Raw genomic sequence first — 16,214 nt, forward strand, 5'->3', positions numbered from 1 at the left:
GCCCGCTTCGTGCGGGCGCGATGCTTTGGCAGCTGACCCAGATGTTGTGGGTCGGTGGCCTGTGGCTGTTACATATCGGTCTGCTACCGGTGTTGGGCCAAATTGGCCTGGCACCGCTGCTGATTGAAGAAATTGCAGGCATGCTGAATGCGCTGATGGTGGGATTCGCCACTGCGTGTGTGGTTTTTCAGGCTTTGGTGCTGGTTCAGGCCGAGGGCCTTGCCAGTCTATGGCGCGATATTCGCGGGCAACTGCTGCTGATGGCGCTGTATGCGTGCGGGATGTTTTTCGTAGCGCGCGTCGGTTGGCCGGATGCCGCGCGTTGGCAGGTGTTCAGTTATCTTGTTCTGGGTTTTTCCGGGTTGGTGCTGGTTTTGCAACCGGTGCCGGGATGGAGTGGCAGGGTGCGCGAAGCACACCCTTGACCCTTGCCATCACTTGAAGCGATGAACGTTCGACAGCTGCTTGTTGACGCTGAAGTTCTTGCGGTAAATCAGTGCCATCTTGCCGATGACCTGAACCAGATCCGCTTTGCCGACCTTGCAGAGCTCTGCAATGGACGCCAGGCGCGATTCGCGATCGAGGATGTTGAGCTTGATTTTGATCAGCTCGTGATCCGCCAAGGCGCGTTCAAGTTCGGCTAGCACACCTTCAGTCAAACCGTTATCAGCCACAATCAGTACTGGTTTCAGATGGTGGCCAATGGATTTGTACTGTTTCTTCTGCTCTTGAGTGAGCGGCATAATCTGACCCTTTCGTCTGGATTCTGTAAAATGGCGGCCATTTTACCCGAGGGTTCGTGGATCCGCCCAACTAATCACGACCCTTATCATCGAGGTGCCCAATGGCGCGTTCCAAGACAAGCCTTGGTTGGCTGAAAAGACATGTCAACGATCCCTATGTGAAGCAGGCGCAGAAGGATGGCTATCGCTCGCGTGCGAGTTACAAGCTTCTGGAGGTCCAGGAGAAATACAAGCTGATCCGTCCCGGTATGAGCGTTGTCGACCTGGGCGCGGCGCCCGGCGGCTGGTCGCAGGTCACCAGTCGGTTGATCGGTGGTCAGGGGCGTCTGATCGCCTCGGATATTCTGGAAATGGACAGCATTCCGGACGTGACTTTCATCCAGGGTGACTTTACCGAGGACGAAGTGCTCGCCCGGATCCTTGAAGCCGTGGGTAATTCGCAGGTGGACCTTGTGATTTCCGATATGGCCCCCAATATGAGTGGTACGCCTGAAGTAGACATGCCAAAAGCCATGTTTCTATGTGAACTGGCGCTTGATCTGGCGGGCCGGATACTCAAGCCGGGTGGTAATTTCGTGATCAAGGTGTTTCAGGGTGAAGGGTTTGATGCTTACGTGAAGGATGCTCGTCAGAAATTCGACAAGGTCCAGATGATCAAGCCGGACTCTTCTCGGGGCAGCTCCCGCGAGCAGTACATGCTGGCTTGGGGTTACCGCGGGCGTAGTGAGTAAAACGAGGTTTTTTGGCGGGGCGATAGGTTTTTCGTATTTCGCCTCGTGAGCATTAGCGAATATTGTGTAGAAAGTGTTTCACAAAGGGTTACAGACGGCGCCTGCCAGAGCCGTAGGTAATGTAGTAAGTTAGGCCGGTGAATATCATGCGAAGCGCGCGCCATTAGCGGAGCTTGCTTCAGAGGGTAGTTAATTGAACGATATGGCAAAGAATCTGATCCTGTGGTTGATCATCGCGGCTGTCCTGGTGACGGTGATGAACAACTTCTCCAGTCCTAACGAGCCGCAGACCCTCAACTATTCCGACTTCATCCAGCAGGTCAAGGATGGCAAGGTCGAGCGCGTAGCCGTTGATGGCTATGTGATTACCGGTAAGCGCAACGATGGCGACAGCTTCAAGACCATCCGTCCTGCGATCCAGGACAATGGTCTGATCGGCGACCTCGTGGACAACCACGTCGTGGTCGAAGGCAAGCAGCCTGAGCAGCAAAGCATCTGGACTCAGCTCCTGGTGGCAAGCTTCCCGATCCTGGTGATCATCGCCGTGTTCATGTTCTTCATGCGCCAGATGCAGGGTGGTGCCGGAGGCAAGGGCGGGCCAATGAGCTTCGGCAAGAGCAAGGCACGCCTGCTTTCCGAAGATCAGGTGAAAACCACCCTGGCTGACGTTGCCGGTTGCGACGAAGCCAAGGAAGAAGTGGGCGAACTGGTCGAATTCCTCCGTGATCCTGGCAAGTTCCAGCGCCTGGGTGGCCGCATTCCTCGCGGCGTTCTGATGGTCGGTCCTCCGGGTACTGGTAAAACCTTGCTGGCCAAGGCGATTGCCGGTGAAGCGAAAGTGCCGTTCTTCACTATTTCCGGTTCCGACTTCGTCGAGATGTTCGTCGGCGTGGGTGCCAGCCGTGTTCGTGACATGTTCGAGCAGGCCAAGAAGCACGCGCCTTGCATCATCTTCATCGATGAAATCGACGCCGTCGGTCGCCATCGTGGCGCCGGCATGGGTGGTGGTCACGACGAGCGCGAGCAGACTCTCAACCAACTGCTGGTAGAGATGGACGGCTTCGAAATGAATGACGGCATCATCGTCATTGCGGCAACCAACCGTCCAGACGTACTGGACCCTGCGCTGCTGCGTCCGGGCCGTTTCGACCGTCAGGTGGTGGTTGGCCTGCCGGATATTCGTGGTCGTGAACAGATTCTCAAGGTCCACATGCGCAAAGTGCCGATGGGTGACGACGTTGCTCCGGCCGTAATCGCTCGTGGTACACCTGGTTTCTCCGGTGCCGATCTGGCCAACCTGGTGAACGAGGCGTCTTTGTTTGCCGCTCGTACCGGCAAGCGCATCGTCGAAATGAAAGAGTTCGAGTTGGCAAAAGACAAGATCATGATGGGCGCCGAGCGCAAATCCATGGTCATGTCCGAGAAAGAGAAGCAGAACACCGCTTATCACGAAGCAGGCCATGCCATTGTCGGTCGCGTCGTGCCTGAGCATGATCCGGTCTACAAAGTGTCGATCATCCCGCGTGGTCGTGCGCTGGGTGTGACCATGTTCTTGCCGGAAGAAGATCGCTACAGCCTGTCCAAGCGTGCCTTGATCAGCCAGATCTGCTCGCTGTACGGTGGCCGTATCGCTGAAGAAATGACCCTGGGCTTCGACGGTGTAACGACCGGCGCGTCCAACGACATCATGCGTGCGAGCCAGATTGCGCGGAACATGGTGACCAAGTGGGGCCTGTCGGAAAAACTCGGTCCGTTGATGTACGCCGAAGAAGAGGGTGAAGTGTTCCTCGGTCGCGGTGGTGGTGGTCAGAGCGCAAGCTTCTCCGGAGAGACCGCCAAGCTGATCGACTCGGAAGTTCGCAGCATCATTGACCAGTGCTACGGCACGGCCAAGCAGATCCTTACGGATAACCGTGACAAGCTCGACGCCATGGCTGATGCCCTGATGAAATACGAGACGATCGATGCCGATCAGATCGATGACATCATGGCAGGTCGTACGCCTCGCGAACCTCGCGACTGGTCGGGCGGCACCGGCACCTCCGGAACACCTCCGGTTGTGCAGGATCCGCGTCCGGAAACACCGATTGGCGGCCCTGCTGCTGACGTCTAAGGTTTGAAATGACTTCTGTTCAGTCCTCAACCCGGTTGCCTTGCGGCAACCGGGTTCTTGATTTGGCCCAGACGCATGTCATGGGCATTCTCAATGTCACTCCCGATTCTTTTTCCGACGGTGGCCAATACAACCAGCTCGATGCGGCCTTGCGCCATGCCGAAGCCATGGTGCTGGCCGGCGCGACACTGATTGATGTCGGCGGCGAATCGACCCGGCCTGGCGCCAGGGCGATTTCACCGCTCGAAGAGATGGAGCGCGTTGCGCCGATCGTCGAGCTCATCAATCGCGAGCTGGATGTGATTATCTCGGTCGACACATCAACGCCGGCCGTCATGCGTGAAACCGCGCGGCTGGGAGCTGGCCTGATCAATGATGTCCGCTCATTGCGCCGAGAAGGTGCCCTGGATGCGGCGGCGGATACCGGTTTGCCGGTCTGCCTGATGCATATGCTCGGGGAGCCGGGCGACATGCAGGACAATCCGCATTATCAGGACGTGACCAGAGAGGTCGGCGAGTTTCTCGCCGAGCGCATGGCTCAGTGTGCGTTGGCCGGAATTCCCGCCGAGCGGATCATCCTGGATCCGGGTTTTGGCTTCGCAAAAAACTTGCAGCACAATCTAAGCTTGTTCAAACATATGGAAGCCCTGCACATCTTCGGGCGGCCCCTGCTGGTTGGGGTTTCGCGCAAGAGCATGATTGGCCAGGCGTTGAATCGACCGGTCGGAGAACGACTGTTTGGTGGTCTGGCGCTCGCGGCACTGGCTTCATCGAAGGGCGCGCGTATATTGCGCGTCCACGATGTGGCCGAAACCGTCGATGTGGTGCGAATGATCGCAGCAGTGGAATCTGCCGAATAAGAATGATGGAGTACTTATGACTAAGAAATACTTTGGCACCGACGGTATCCGTGGTCGGGTCGGCGAATATCCGATTACTCCTGAGTTCATGCTCAAGCTCGGTTGGGCTGCGGGCATGGCGTTCCGCAAAATGGGTGCCTGCAAGGTTTTGGTAGGCAAGGACACCCGGATTTCCGGGTACATGTTCGAATCGGCGCTCGAGGCCGGGCTGACTTCGGCGGGTGCCGACGTAATGCTCCTGGGGCCGATGCCGACGCCTGCCATTGCCTACCTGACGCGTACGTTTCACGCCGAAGCCGGCATCGTGATCAGTGCCTCGCACAATCCTCACGATGACAATGGCATCAAGTTTTTCTCCGGGAAGGGCACCAAGCTGCCGGATGAAGTCGAGCACATGATCGAAGAGTTGCTCGATACCCCGATGACCGTGGTTGAATCGAGCAAGATCGGCAAGGTCTCGCGAATCAACGACGCCTCCGGACGCTATATCGAATTCTGCAAGAGCAGTGTGCCGACCGGTACCAGCTTCTCGGGCCTGAAGATCGTGATCGATTGCGCTCACGGTGCAACCTACAAGGTTGCGCCGAGCGTGTTCCGCGAACTGGGTGCTGACGTTGTCGTGCTTTCTGCGTCGCCGAACGGCCTGAACATCAACGAAAACTGTGGTTCGACCCATATGGGTCCGCTGCAGGCCGCTGTGCTGGCTGAGCACGCTGATCTTGGCATCGCGTTCGACGGCGACGGCGACCGGGTTCTGATGGTTGATCACACTGGTGCCGTCGTTGATGGTGACGAACTGCTGTTCATCATTGCTCGCGACCTGCATGAGCGTAATCAGCTGAAAGGTGGTGTGGTCGGAACGTTGATGAGTAACCTGGGCCTGGAGCTGGCGCTTGCGGATCTGTCGATTCCGTTTGTGCGTGCCAACGTCGGTGACCGTTATGTGATTGCCGATCTGCTGGAACGTAACTGGCTGGTAGGTGGTGAAAACTCGGGCCATATCGTTTGCTTCAATCACACGACTACCGGTGACGCCATCATTGCTGCGTTGCAGGTGCTGATGGCGCTGAAGACTCGCTCCGAGAGCCTGGCTCAATCCCGCCAGTCGCTGCGCAAGTGCCCTCAGGTGCTAATCAACGTGCGTTTCGGTGGTGGTGCAAGCCCACTTGATCATCCGTCGGTCAAGGAGGCCAGCGAGCGCGTTACCAAGGCTATGGCGGGTCGCGGTCGTGTGCTGTTGCGCAAGTCCGGCACCGAGCCGCTGGTGCGTGTCATGGTCGAAGGCGAGGACGAAACACAGGTTCGCGGCTATGCCGAAGAGCTGGCAAAACTGGTTACTGAAGTTTCTGCCTGAATTCGGCTTGCCAGCCATGATTGTGTTGGGTAACATCTGCGCCCACTTTGACCGACGAGGTACAGCATGCGTCGCCCTATGGTAGCTGGTAACTGGAAGATGCACGGTACCCGCGCCAGCGTCGCTGAGCTGATCAACGGCCTGAGTCATTTGGTCTTGCCGAGCGGTGTTGATGTCGCAGTATTCCCGCCTTGCTTGCATATCAATCAAGTGATTGATGGCCTGGAAGGCAAGTCGATTTCGGTCGGCGCGCAGAACTCTGCGGTGGAATCCATGCAAGGTGCCATGACCGGCGAAGTTGCACCGAGTCAGTTGGTGGATGCAGGTTGTACCTTTGTACTTGTCGGGCATTCCGAGCGCCGCCAGATTATGGGTGAGCAGGACGGAATGCTGATTCGCAAGTTCGCAGCGGCGCAGGCATGTGGCTTGATTCCAGTGTTGTGCATAGGGGAAACCCTGGAGCAGCGCGAAGCTGGAAAAACTCTTGAGGTTGTCGGGCGTCAGCTTGGCAGTATCATTGAGGAGCTGGGTGTAGGTGCTTTTGCAAATGCAGTCATTGCTTACGAGCCGGTCTGGGCCATTGGTACCGGGCTGACTGCAACGCCGCAACAGGCGCAGGATGTGCACGCAGCCATCCGCGCTCAGTTGGCGGCAGAGAATTCTGAGGTCGCACAAGGTGTGCGGCTTCTATACGGCGGCAGCGTGAAGGCGGCCAATGCGGTCGAACTGTTCGGCATGCCGGATATCGATGGGGGGCTCATTGGTGGGGCTTCCCTGAATGCAGATGAGTTCGGTGCGATTATTCGCGCCGCGGGAAACTGAAAAAATGCTGGAAACAGTCGTAGTCGTTTTTCATCTGCTGGGTGCATTGGGCGTAGTTGCTCTGGTATTGCTGCAGCAGGGTAAAGGTGCGGATGCTGGCGCGTCTTTCGGTGCAGGTGCTTCAAATACTGTGTTCGGAAGCCAAGGTTCCTCTACCTTTCTTAGTAAGTTTACTGCTATACTTGCCGCCGGTTTCTTCATAACCAGCTTGGGGTTAGGTTACTTTGCTAAAGAGAAGGCTCACCAGCTGACTCAAGTAGGTTTGCCAAACCCGGCAGTGTTGGAAGTTCCAAAGCAACAACCGGCTTCTGATGATGTCCCGGTGCTTCAAGAGCAAAAGTCGGCTACTCCAGCGACTGACGTGCCTCCAGCTCAAGAGCAGAAGTAAGAAGGGTTTCAAACGTAGTATTGCCGAGGTGGTGGAATTGGTAGACACGCAACCTTGAGGTGGTTGTGCCCATAGGGTGTAGGGGTTCGAGTCCCCTTCTCGGTACCAATTAGTCAGGAGAGCCCGCTGTTGCGGGCTTTCTTGCAGGTGGAAGGTTACATTGACCCTGTCAGGGATCGGTCGTATACTTCCGCCCCAGCTTTGTCGCGGGGTGGAGCAGTCTGGTAGCTCGTCGGGCTCATAACCCGAAGGTCGTCGGTTCAAATCCGGCCCCCGCAACCAGTTTAAGGAGCCCCTTTTAAGGGGCTTTTTGTTAGCTGGACACTTTCTACGCCGCTGTTCGACGGCGTTTCAAGGATGGGCGTTTCGCCCATTTTTTTATTTTGCATAGCATGCACATACATGCACGAGGGGGTTCAGGTGTCGAGCAAGCTAGAAGAGTTGCAGGCCTTGCTGGCCCCGGTGGTCGTGGCCCTAGGCTATGAATGCTGGGGTATTGAGTTTTCGGCTCAAGGTCGCCACTCAATGTTGCGCGTTTATATTGATAAGGAAGGCGGCGTGCTGGTGGACGATTGTGCCATCGTCAGCCGTCAGATCAGCGGTGTCCTGGATGTTGAAGATCCAATCGCCGTTGAGTACACCCTTGAAGTTTCCTCGCCAGGCATGGAACGCCCGCTGTTCACTATTGAGCAGTTTGCAAAATTTGCCGGTGAACAAGTGAAGATCAGGCTGCGCTCGCCTTTTGAAGGACGACGCAACTTTCAGGGCCTTCTGCGCGGTGTAGAAGAGCAGGACGTCGTGGTGCAGGTAGAAGATCACGAGTTCCTGTTGCCGATCGATATGATCGACAAGGCCAACATTATTCCCAGTTTTGACTGAGACGCGGATCCCGCGGATCCAATGGCTTGCGAAAGGCGAGGCGTACGATGAGCAAAGAAGTACTGCTGGTTGTTGAGTCGGTATCCAATGAAAAGGGCGTACCGGCAAACGTAATTTTTGAAGCGCTGGAGCTGGCTCTGGCCACCGCTACCAAAAAGCGGTTTGAGGACGAAGTCGATCTGCGTGTGGAAATCAATCGCCACACCGGTGCTTACGAGACATTCCGTCGCTGGACGGTTGTCGAGGAAGAAAACCTGGACGATCCGGCCATCGAAACCTGGCCGAGCAAGGTTGCCGAAACGCATCCTGGCGCCAAGGTTGGCGATGTAGTCGAAGAAAAAATCGAATCCATCGAGTTCGGTCGTATCGCGGCACAGACTGCCAAGCAAGTCATTGTGCAGAAAGTTCGCGAAGCCGAGCGTGCTCAAGTCGTAGACGCCTACCGCGAGCGCCTGGGGGAAATCATCTCCGGCACCGTGAAGAAAGTGACCCGCGACAACGTGATCGTCGATCTGGGCAACAACGCTGAAGCGTTGCTGGCTCGTGAAGACATCATCTCTCGCGAAACCTTCCGGGTTGGCGTGCGTCTGCGTGCGCTGCTCAAGGAAATCCGCACCGAGAACCGCGGCCCGCAGCTGATCCTGTCGCGTACTGCGCCGGAAATGCTGATCGAGTTGTTCCGCATCGAAGTGCCGGAAATCGCTGAAGGCCTGATCGAAGTAATGGCTGCCTCCCGTGACCCGGGTTCGCGCGCCAAGATCGCGGTCCGCTCCAAGGACAAACGCATCGACCCGCAGGGCGCTTGCATCGGTATGCGCGGTTCGCGCGTCCAGGCAGTGTCGGGTGAGTTGGGCGGTGAGCGTGTGGACATCGTCCTGTGGGACGACAACCCGGCTCAGTTCGTGATCAACGCCATGTCCCCGGCTGAGGTTGCGGCAATTATCGTTGACGAAGATGCCCATGCAATGGACATCGCCGTTGGCGCAGACAATCTGGCTCAGGCCATCGGTCGCGGTGGTCAGAACGTGCGTCTGGCGAGCCAGTTGACTGGCTGGACCCTGAACGTGATGACCGAATCGGACATCCAGGCTAAGCAGCAAGCAGAAACCGGCGACATCCTGCGCAACTTCATCGACGAGCTGGAAGTCGACGAAGACCTGGCACAGGTGCTGGTAGATGAAGGCTTCACCAGCCTGGAAGAGATTGCCTACGTACCGTTGGAAGAAATGCTCAACATCGACGGCTTTGACGAGGAAACCGTCAACGAGCTTCGCGCTCGTGCCAAGGATCGTTTGTTGACCAAAGCCATCGCTACTGAGGAAAAGCTGGCAGACGCCCATCCGGCCGAAGACCTGCTCTCGCTTGAGGGTATGGACAAGGATTTGGCGATGGAACTGGCGGTGCGCGGCGTAATTACCCGCGAAGACCTGGCCGAGCAGTCTATTGACGACCTGCTCGACATCGACGGCATTGACGATGATCGTGCCGGCAAGTTGATCATGGCCGCCCGAGCCCACTGGTTCGAGTAATTAGGCGCGGCCTGAGGAGAGAAGTGCATGACGCAAGTCACGGTGAAACAACTGGCCGATGAGGTCAAAACACCGGTAGAGCGCCTGTTGCAGCAGATGCGTGAGGCAGGTCTGCCGCACACCGCCGCCGAAGAACATGTGACTGACAGTGAGAAGCAATCTTTGCTGACTCACTTGAAAAGCAGCCACAAGGCGAAAGTGGAAGAACCACGCAAGATCACACTGCAGCGTAAAACCACCAGCACCCTGCGTGTTGCTGGCAGCAAAAGCATCAGTGTTGAAGTCCGTAAAAAGAAAGTTTTCGTACAGCGCAGCCCGGAAGAAATCGAAGCCGAGCGCAAACGCGAACTGGAAGAACGTCGCGCAGTAGAAAATGCTGCCCGTCAGAAGGCTGAAGAAGAAGCCAAGCGCCGCGCCGAAGAAGAAGCGCGTCGCCAGCCTGCTGCTGCGCAAACCGCTTCCAACGACGCTGTCGCAGCGCCGGTTGCAGTTGCCGAGCCAGTGCGTGAAAGCGCTCCGGTCGTTGCCGCTGCACCTGCTCCGTCTGCTGAAGTTCGTAACAAGCAGAACGAACAGCGCCGTCCGGACAAACCACGTGCCGACGATAACAATCGTCGCGGCAGTGGCGATGGCGAGCGCAAAAACGCTCCGCATCGTGCTTCGGTCAAAGAAAAAGCGTCTGCTCCACGTGTTGCGCCTCGTACTACCGACGAAGAAAGCGATGGCTTCCGTCGTGGTGGTCGTGGCAAGGCCAAGCTGAAGAAACGCAACGCCCACGGTTTCCAGAGCCCAACCGGCCCTGTCGTGCGCGAAGTGAAGATCGGCGAGACCATCACTGTTGGCGATCTCGCCCAGCAGATGTCGGTCAAGGCTGCTGAAATCATCAAGTTCATGTTCAAACTGGGTACTCCAGCGACCATCAACCAGGTACTGGATCAGGAAACTGCCCAGCTGGTTGCTGAGGAACTGGGCCACAAAGTGACCCTGGTCAGCGACACCGCCCTGGAAGATTCCCTGGCCGAGTCCCTGAAGTTTGAAGGTGAAGCGTTCTCCCGTGCTCCGGTCGTGACCGTAATGGGCCACGTTGACCACGGTAAGACCTCGCTGCTCGACTACATCCGTCGTGCCAAGGTTGCTGCTGGCGAAGCCGGCGGTATCACTCAGCACATCGGCGCATACCACGTTGAAACCGAACGCGGCATGGTGACCTTCCTCGACACCCCTGGTCACGCCGCGTTTACCGCCATGCGTGCTCGTGGTGCCAAGGCGACCGACATCGTGATCCTGGTGGTTGCAGCGGACGACGGCGTGATGCCGCAGACCGTTGAAGCTGTTCAGCACGCCAAGGCTGCCGGCGTTCCGCTGGTTGTTGCAGTGAACAAAATTGACAAGCCGGGCGCCGATCTCGATCGCATCCGTAGCGAACTGTCGGTTCACGGCGTGACTTCGGAAGAGTGGGGCGGCGACACCCCGTTCGTATCGGTTTCGGCGAAAGTCGGTACTGGTGTGGACGAGTTGCTCGAAGCAGTTCTGCTGCAAGCCGAAGTTCTGGAACTGAAGGCAACTCCATCGGCTCCAGGCCGTGGCGTTGTAGTTGAATCGCGTCTCGACAAAGGTCGCGGCCCGGTTGCAACCGTTCTGGTTCAAGACGGTACCCTGCGCCAAGGCGACATGGTCTTGGTCGGTTCGAACTATGGCCGTGTACGTGCCATGCTCGACGAGAACGGCAAGCCAATCAAGGAAGCCGGTCCTTCCATCCCTGTCGAGATCCTCGGCCTGGACGGTACCCCGGACGCTGGCGACGAGATGAGCGTGGTTGCCGACGAGAAGAAAGCCCGTGAAGTGGCTCTGTTCCGTCAAGGCAAGTTCCGCGAAGTCAAACTGGCCCGTGCTCACGCCGGCAAGCTTGAAAACATCTTCGAGAACATGGGTCAGGAAGAGAAGAAGACGCTCAACATCGTCCTCAAATCCGACGTCCGTGGTTCGCTGGAAGCGTTGAACGGTGCCTTGAATGGCCTGGGTAACGACGAAGTGCAAGTGCGTGTTGTCGGTGGCGGTGTCGGTGGTATCACCGAGTCCGACGCCAACCTGGCACTGGCCTCCAACGCTGTACTGTTCGGCTTCAACGTGCGTGCCGATGCCGGCGCTCGCAAGATCGTCGAGCAGGAAGGTCTGGATATGCGTTACTACAACGTAATCTACGACATCATCGAAGACGTCAAGAAAGCCCTGACCGGTATGCTCGGCAGCGATGTTCGCGAGAACATCCTGGGTGTGGCCGAAGTGCGCGACGTGTTCCGTTCGCCGAAGTTTGGCGCGATCGCCGGTTGCATGGTTATCGAAGGTACTGTTCACCGTAACCGTCCAATCCGTGTACTGCGTGAAGACATCGTTATCTTCGAAGGCGAGCTGGAATCCCTGCGTCGCTTCAAGGATGACGCTTCCGAAGTACGTGCCGGCATGGAATGCGGTATCGGCGTTAAGAGCTACAACGACGTCAAAGTCGGTGACAAGATCGAAGTCTTCGAGAAGGTTCAGGTTGCTCGCAGCCTCTAACTCGCGCACTTCAAGGGCCACGCCAAGCCGCCGCATGCAAATGCGCGGCACCGCGTCAGGACTCTAAACGCAACGCCCGGTCTGGCTTTTGTCAGGCCGGGCGTTTGCCGCTTTCAGACCCTTCGGGTTTCACCGTGGGGCAGTAACAGGTAACAAGACATGGCAAAAGAATACAGCCGTACCCAACGTATCGGCGATCAGATGCAGCGTGAGCTGGCACAGCTGATCCGTCGTGAAGTCAAAGACCCGCGCGTCGGCCTGGTCACCATTACCGCTGTTGAAGTCAGCCGTGACGTCGGTCACGCCAAGATTTTCATCACCGTGATGGGCCAGGACAACGCCGAAGACATCGCGCAAAGCATCAAGGTGCTCAACTCCGCCGCCGGTTTCCTGCGCATGCAGCTGGCTCGCGAAATGAAGTTGCGCAGCGTTCCGCAGTTGCATTTCCACTACGACGAAAGCGTCGTACGTGGCGCGCACCTGTCGGCCCTGATCGAGCGTGCGGTGGCTGAAGACAATCTGCACCCGGTTGCGGCAGAAGCCGAAGACACCAAGGAGTAATCGGTGGCTCAGGTCAAACGTATCCGTCGTAACGTCAGCGGCATCATCCTGCTCGACAAGCCGCTGGGGTTCACCTCAAACGCAGCGCTGCAGAAGGTTCGCTGGTTGCTGAACGCCGAGAAGGCCGGGCACACCGGCAGTCTCGATCCGCTGGCCACCGGCGTGTTGCCGTTGTGCTTCGGTGAGGCCACCAAGTTTTCGCAATACCTGCTCGATTCCGACAAGGGTTACGAAACCCTGGCGCAACTGGGCAAAACCACCACCACGGCGGATGCCGAAGGTGAAGTTTTGCAGGAGCGTCCGGTGACCGTTGGTCGCGCCGATGTCGAAGCGGCACTGCCGAAATTTCGTGGGCAAATCAGTCAGATACCGCCGATGTACTCGGCGCTCAAGCGTGATGGCCAACCGCTGTACAAGCTGGCCCGTGCAGGCGAAGTAGTGGAGCGCGAACCGCGTTCTGTTACTATTGCGCGCTTGGAATTGCTGGCCTTCGAAGGTGATACTGCGCGGCTGGCGGTGGATTGCAGCAAAGGCACCTATATCCGCACTCTGGTGGAAGATATCGGTGAGCAACTCGGTTGTGGCGCTTACGTTGCAGAATTGCGACGTACCCAGGCCGGGCCTTTCACCCTGGCGCAGACTGTAACGCTTGAAGAGCTGGAAGCCGTACACGCCGAAGGCGGCAACGAAGCGGTTGATCGCTTCCTGATGCCATCGGACAGCGGTTTGCTGGATTGGCCATTGCTGCACTTCTCGGAAGCGAGCGCGTTCTACTGGCTCAACGGCCAGCCGGTACGTGCCCCGGATGCTCCGAAGTTCGGCATGGTGCGAGTACAGGATCATAACGGTCGCTTCATCGGTATCGGTGAAGTGAGCGAAGACGGGCGCATCGCGCCGCGTCGACTGATTCGGTCAGAATGACCGGACGAGGGTGGCTGTCAACAGGCACGGTCACTTCTCATTTTTAGATACAGGGATTTGTCCCTGGCCTGTTGAAGCTGTTTCTTTGAAACAGTTTCCTGATAAAAGGATTGCCTCATGGCTCTCGACGTTCAAGAAAAAGCTCAAATCGTAGCTGACTACCAGCAAGCTGTTGGTGACACTGGTTCGCCAGAAGTGCAAGTTGCACTGCTGACCCACAACATCAACAAGCTGCAAGGTCACTTCAAGGCCAACGGTAAAGATCACCACTCCCGTCGTGGTCTGATCCGCATGGTAAACCAGCGTCGTAAGCTGCTGGACTACCTGAAAGGCAAGGATCTGGGTCGTTATCAGACTCTGATCGGTCGCCTGGGTCTGCGTCGCTAATAAGCGATTGCGCTAGAGGTTGGTTGTCTGCCGTGCATCAGTGGGTTTCCCGCGGATGCATGGCAGGCTCCCAGCCTCAAGTTTTATCTGGATACACCGTTTTACCCTGGACAGGCGTTGGGCCGATTCCCGACATTGCCCAAGAATTTCGCAAGAAGACAAGTTCCCCAAGAGCCACAAAAGAAGGTAGGACACCGTGAACCCGGTAATCAAAAAATTCCAGTTCGGTCAGTCGACCGTTACCCTCGAGACTGGCCGTATCGCCCGTCAGGCCTCCGGCGCAGTACTGGTCACCGTTGACGACGACGTCAGCGTATTGGTGACCGTAGTCGGTGCCAAGCAAGCCGATCCAGGCAAGGGCTTCTTCCCTCTGTCCGTTCACTACCAGGAAAAGACTTACGCTGCCGGTAAGATCCCTGGCGGTTTCTTCAAGCGTGAAGGCCGTCCTTCCGAGAAAGAAACCCTGACTTCCCGACTGATCGACCGTCCGATCCGCCCGCTGTTCCCTGAAGGTTTCATGAACGAAGTGCAGGTTGTCTGCACCGTCGTTTCCACCAGCAAGAAGACCGATCCGGACATCGCTGCGATGATCGGTACCTCGGCTGCGCTGGCCATCTCCGGCATTCCTTTCGATGGCCCGATCGGCGCTGCCCGCGTTGCCTTCCACGAAAGCACCGGCTACCTGCTGAACCCGACTTACGAACAACAGAAAGCCTCGAGCCTGGACATGGTCGTTGCCGGTACTTCGGAAGCCGTTCTGATGGTTGAATCGGAAGCCAAAGAGCTGACCGAAGACCAGATGCTGGGCGCGGTACTGTTTGCTCACGACGAGTTCCAGGTTGTGATCAACGCTGTAAAGGAACTGGCTGCCGAAGCTGCCAAGCCAACCTGGACCTGGGCTCCACAGCCAGAAGCCACTGCTCTGCTGGGCGCTATCCGTGCCGAGTTCGGCGACGCGATCTCCCAGGCTTACACCATCACCATCAAGGCCGACCGTTACGCTCGCCTGGGTGAGTTGAAGGATCAGGTTGTTGCCAAGCTGTCCGGCGAAGAAGGCCAGCCTTCTTCCAGCGAAGTCAAAGCGGCTTTCGGCGAAATCGAATACCGCACCGTTCGCGAAAACATCGTAAACGGCAAGCCACGTATCGACGGTCGCGACACCAAGACCGTACGTCCTCTGAACATCGAAGTCGGTGTTCTGCCAAAGACCCACGGTTCGGCTCTGTTCACCCGTGGCGAAACCCAGGCGCTGGTCGTTGCAACACTGGGCACCGCCCGTGACGCACAACTGCTGGACACCCTGGAAGGCGAGAAAAAAGACCCGTTCATGCTGCACTACAACTTCCCTCCGTTCTCGGTAGGCGAGTGTGGCCGCATGGGTGGCGCTGGTCGTCGCGAAATCGGTCACGGCCGTCTGGCCCGTCGTTCGATCTCCGCCATGCTGCCTGCTGCCGACGTGTTCCCGTACACCATCCGCGTTGTATCGGAAATCACCGAATCCAACGGTTCGAGCTCCATGGCTTCGGTCTGCGGCGCTTCCCTGGCCCTGATGGACGCCGGTGTTCCGATGAAGGCACCAGTTGCCGGTATCGCGATGGGTCTGGTTAAAGAAGGCGAGAAGTTCGCCATCCTGACCGACATCCTGGGTGACGAAGACCACCTGGGCGACATGGACTTCAAAGTAGCCGGTACCGCCAAAGGTGTGACCGCGCTGCAGATGGACATCAAGATCAAAGGCATCACCGAAGAGATCATGGAAATCGCTCTGGGCCAAGCCCTGGAAGCGCGCCTGAACATCCTCGGCCAGATGAACCAGATCATTGGCCAGTCGCGTACCGAGCTGTCGGAAAATGCTCCGACCATGATCGCGATGAAAATCGACACCGACAAAATCCGTGATGTCATCGGTAAAGGCGGCGCCACCATTCGTGCGATCTGTGAAGAGACCAAGGCTTCGATCGACATCGAAGACGACGGCTCGATCAAGATCTTCGGCGAAACCAAGGAAGCGGCTGAAGCAGCACGTCAGCGCGTTCTGGGCATCACCGCAGAAGCTGAAATCGGCAAGATCTACGTTGGTAAGGTTGAGCGCATCGTCGACTTCGGCGCATTCGTTAACATCCTGCCAGGCAAGGACGGTCTGGTTCACATCTCGATGCTGAGCGACGCTCGCGTTGAGAAAGTGACTGACATCCTGAAAGAAGGCCAGGAAGTGGAAGTACTGGTACTGGACGTGGACAACCGCGGCCGTATCAAGCTGTCCATCAAGGACGTCGCAGCAGCCAAGGCTTCGGGCGTTTAATCACTCCCCACGCCTAACCGCTTCAACGTTATGAAAAATGCCCCGCAGTGAAAACTGCGGGGCATTTT

The 16,214-nt window shown here is 57.3% G+C and carries 15 protein-coding genes and 2 tRNA genes; 16 read left to right on the forward strand and 1 reads right to left on the reverse strand.

Features of this window, described 5'->3' with window-relative positions:
* Nucleotides 1-20: 20 nt before the first annotated feature.
* Nucleotides 21-425 carry an MFS transporter gene (locus ACF6ZU_RS16615; RefSeq protein WP_392893838.1) on the forward strand — a complete coding sequence of 135 codons (405 nt, stop codon included), beginning with the start codon at nt 21-23 and terminating at the stop codon, nt 423-425.
* A gap of 9 nt (nt 426-434) precedes the next feature.
* Here ACF6ZU_RS16615 and ACF6ZU_RS16620 read toward each other — a convergent pair whose 3' ends face one another.
* On the reverse strand, nt 435-743 hold the full coding sequence (locus tag ACF6ZU_RS16620) for a YhbY family RNA-binding protein (protein ID WP_007942889.1): 309 nt from the start codon (nt 741-743) through the stop codon (nt 435-437).
* 101 nt (nt 744-844) lie between these two features.
* On the opposite strand from ACF6ZU_RS16620, the gene rlmE reads away from it, so the two are divergent.
* The 15 genes from rlmE (at nt 845) to pnp (ending at nt 16,146) form a co-directional block, all read left to right on the forward strand.
* The gene (rlmE, locus tag ACF6ZU_RS16625; protein ID WP_392885234.1) at nt 845-1,474 is read left to right on the forward strand and encodes a 23S rRNA (uridine(2552)-2'-O)-methyltransferase RlmE; all 630 of its coding nucleotides are present in this window, start codon (nt 845-847) and stop codon (nt 1,472-1,474) included.
* 202 nt (nt 1,475-1,676) lie between these two features.
* Nucleotides 1,677-3,587 carry an ATP-dependent zinc metalloprotease FtsH gene (ftsH, locus tag ACF6ZU_RS16630; protein ID WP_262169912.1) on the forward strand — a complete coding sequence of 637 codons (1,911 nt, stop codon included), beginning with the start codon at nt 1,677-1,679 and terminating at the stop codon, nt 3,585-3,587.
* Nucleotides 3,588-3,595: 8 nt separating this feature from the next.
* A complete protein-coding gene (folP, locus tag ACF6ZU_RS16635; protein WP_392885235.1) occupies nt 3,596-4,447 on the forward strand; it encodes a dihydropteroate synthase in 852 nt (283 codons plus the stop codon).
* A gap of 16 nt (nt 4,448-4,463) precedes the next feature.
* Nucleotides 4,464-5,801, forward strand: coding sequence for a phosphoglucosamine mutase (glmM, locus tag ACF6ZU_RS16640; protein ID WP_392885236.1), 1,338 nt, complete (start codon nt 4,464-4,466; stop codon nt 5,799-5,801).
* A gap of 66 nt (nt 5,802-5,867) precedes the next feature.
* Entirely contained in the window at nt 5,868-6,623 is a 756-nt protein-coding gene (gene tpiA, locus ACF6ZU_RS16645; RefSeq protein ID WP_392885237.1) for a triose-phosphate isomerase, read from the forward strand.
* A gap of 4 nt (nt 6,624-6,627) precedes the next feature.
* On the forward strand, nt 6,628-7,011 hold the full coding sequence (secG, locus tag ACF6ZU_RS16650; RefSeq protein ID WP_017336473.1) for a preprotein translocase subunit SecG: 384 nt from the start codon (nt 6,628-6,630) through the stop codon (nt 7,009-7,011).
* 22 nt (nt 7,012-7,033) lie between these two features.
* Nucleotides 7,034-7,119 (forward strand) — tRNA-Leu (locus ACF6ZU_RS16655).
* A 97-nt stretch (nt 7,120-7,216) separates the two neighbouring features.
* Nucleotides 7,217-7,293: transfer RNA gene (locus tag ACF6ZU_RS16660), tRNA-Met, on the forward strand.
* Between the two features lie 138 nt (nt 7,294-7,431).
* The gene (rimP, locus tag ACF6ZU_RS16665) at nt 7,432-7,890 is read left to right on the forward strand and encodes a ribosome maturation factor RimP (protein WP_032828556.1); all 459 of its coding nucleotides are present in this window, start codon (nt 7,432-7,434) and stop codon (nt 7,888-7,890) included.
* 47 nt (nt 7,891-7,937) lie between these two features.
* A complete protein-coding gene (gene nusA / locus ACF6ZU_RS16670) occupies nt 7,938-9,419 on the forward strand; it encodes a transcription termination factor NusA (RefSeq protein WP_392885238.1) in 1,482 nt (493 codons plus the stop codon).
* Between the two features lie 27 nt (nt 9,420-9,446).
* Entirely contained in the window at nt 9,447-11,975 is a 2,529-nt protein-coding gene (gene infB, locus ACF6ZU_RS16675) for a translation initiation factor IF-2 (RefSeq protein WP_392885239.1), read from the forward strand.
* Between the two features lie 159 nt (nt 11,976-12,134).
* Nucleotides 12,135-12,536 carry a 30S ribosome-binding factor RbfA gene (rbfA, locus tag ACF6ZU_RS16680; RefSeq protein ID WP_392885240.1) on the forward strand — a complete coding sequence of 134 codons (402 nt, stop codon included), beginning with the start codon at nt 12,135-12,137 and terminating at the stop codon, nt 12,534-12,536.
* A 3-nt stretch (nt 12,537-12,539) separates the two neighbouring features.
* The gene (gene truB, locus ACF6ZU_RS16685; RefSeq protein ID WP_034154423.1) at nt 12,540-13,457 is read left to right on the forward strand and encodes a tRNA pseudouridine(55) synthase TruB; all 918 of its coding nucleotides are present in this window, start codon (nt 12,540-12,542) and stop codon (nt 13,455-13,457) included.
* A 117-nt stretch (nt 13,458-13,574) separates the two neighbouring features.
* Nucleotides 13,575-13,844, forward strand: coding sequence for a 30S ribosomal protein S15 (gene rpsO, locus ACF6ZU_RS16690; protein WP_003177875.1), 270 nt, complete (start codon nt 13,575-13,577; stop codon nt 13,842-13,844).
* A 196-nt stretch (nt 13,845-14,040) separates the two neighbouring features.
* Nucleotides 14,041-16,146, forward strand: a complete 2,106-nt coding sequence (gene pnp, locus ACF6ZU_RS16695; RefSeq protein WP_178129205.1) for a polyribonucleotide nucleotidyltransferase — start codon at nt 14,041-14,043, stop codon at nt 16,144-16,146.
* Nucleotides 16,147-16,214: the final 68 nt, after the last annotated feature.

The organism is Pseudomonas migulae (genome assembly GCF_043225285.1).
Lineage (GTDB): Bacteria > Pseudomonadota > Gammaproteobacteria > Pseudomonadales > Pseudomonadaceae > Aquipseudomonas > Aquipseudomonas migulae_C.

What these genes read in the sequence shown, in the direction of transcription:
- ACF6ZU_RS16615 (WP_392893838.1), top strand. Translation starts at nt 21, where the DNA reads ATGCTTTGGCAGCTGACCCAGATGTTGTGGGTCGGTGGCCTGTGGCTG.
- ACF6ZU_RS16620 (WP_007942889.1), bottom strand. Translation starts at nt 743, where the DNA reads ATGCCGCTCACTCAAGAGCAGAAGAAACAGTACAAATCCATTGGCCAC.
- rlmE (WP_392885234.1), top strand. Translation starts at nt 845, where the DNA reads ATGGCGCGTTCCAAGACAAGCCTTGGTTGGCTGAAAAGACATGTCAAC.
- ftsH (WP_262169912.1), top strand. Translation starts at nt 1,677, where the DNA reads ATGGCAAAGAATCTGATCCTGTGGTTGATCATCGCGGCTGTCCTGGTG.
- folP (WP_392885235.1), top strand. Translation starts at nt 3,596, where the DNA reads ATGACTTCTGTTCAGTCCTCAACCCGGTTGCCTTGCGGCAACCGGGTT.
- glmM (WP_392885236.1), top strand. Translation starts at nt 4,464, where the DNA reads ATGACTAAGAAATACTTTGGCACCGACGGTATCCGTGGTCGGGTCGGC.
- tpiA (WP_392885237.1), top strand. Translation starts at nt 5,868, where the DNA reads ATGCGTCGCCCTATGGTAGCTGGTAACTGGAAGATGCACGGTACCCGC.
- secG (WP_017336473.1), top strand. Translation starts at nt 6,628, where the DNA reads ATGCTGGAAACAGTCGTAGTCGTTTTTCATCTGCTGGGTGCATTGGGC.
- nusA (WP_392885238.1), top strand. Translation starts at nt 7,938, where the DNA reads ATGAGCAAAGAAGTACTGCTGGTTGTTGAGTCGGTATCCAATGAAAAG.
- infB (WP_392885239.1), top strand. Translation starts at nt 9,447, where the DNA reads ATGACGCAAGTCACGGTGAAACAACTGGCCGATGAGGTCAAAACACCG.
- rbfA (WP_392885240.1), top strand. Translation starts at nt 12,135, where the DNA reads ATGGCAAAAGAATACAGCCGTACCCAACGTATCGGCGATCAGATGCAG.
- rpsO (WP_003177875.1), top strand. Translation starts at nt 13,575, where the DNA reads ATGGCTCTCGACGTTCAAGAAAAAGCTCAAATCGTAGCTGACTACCAG.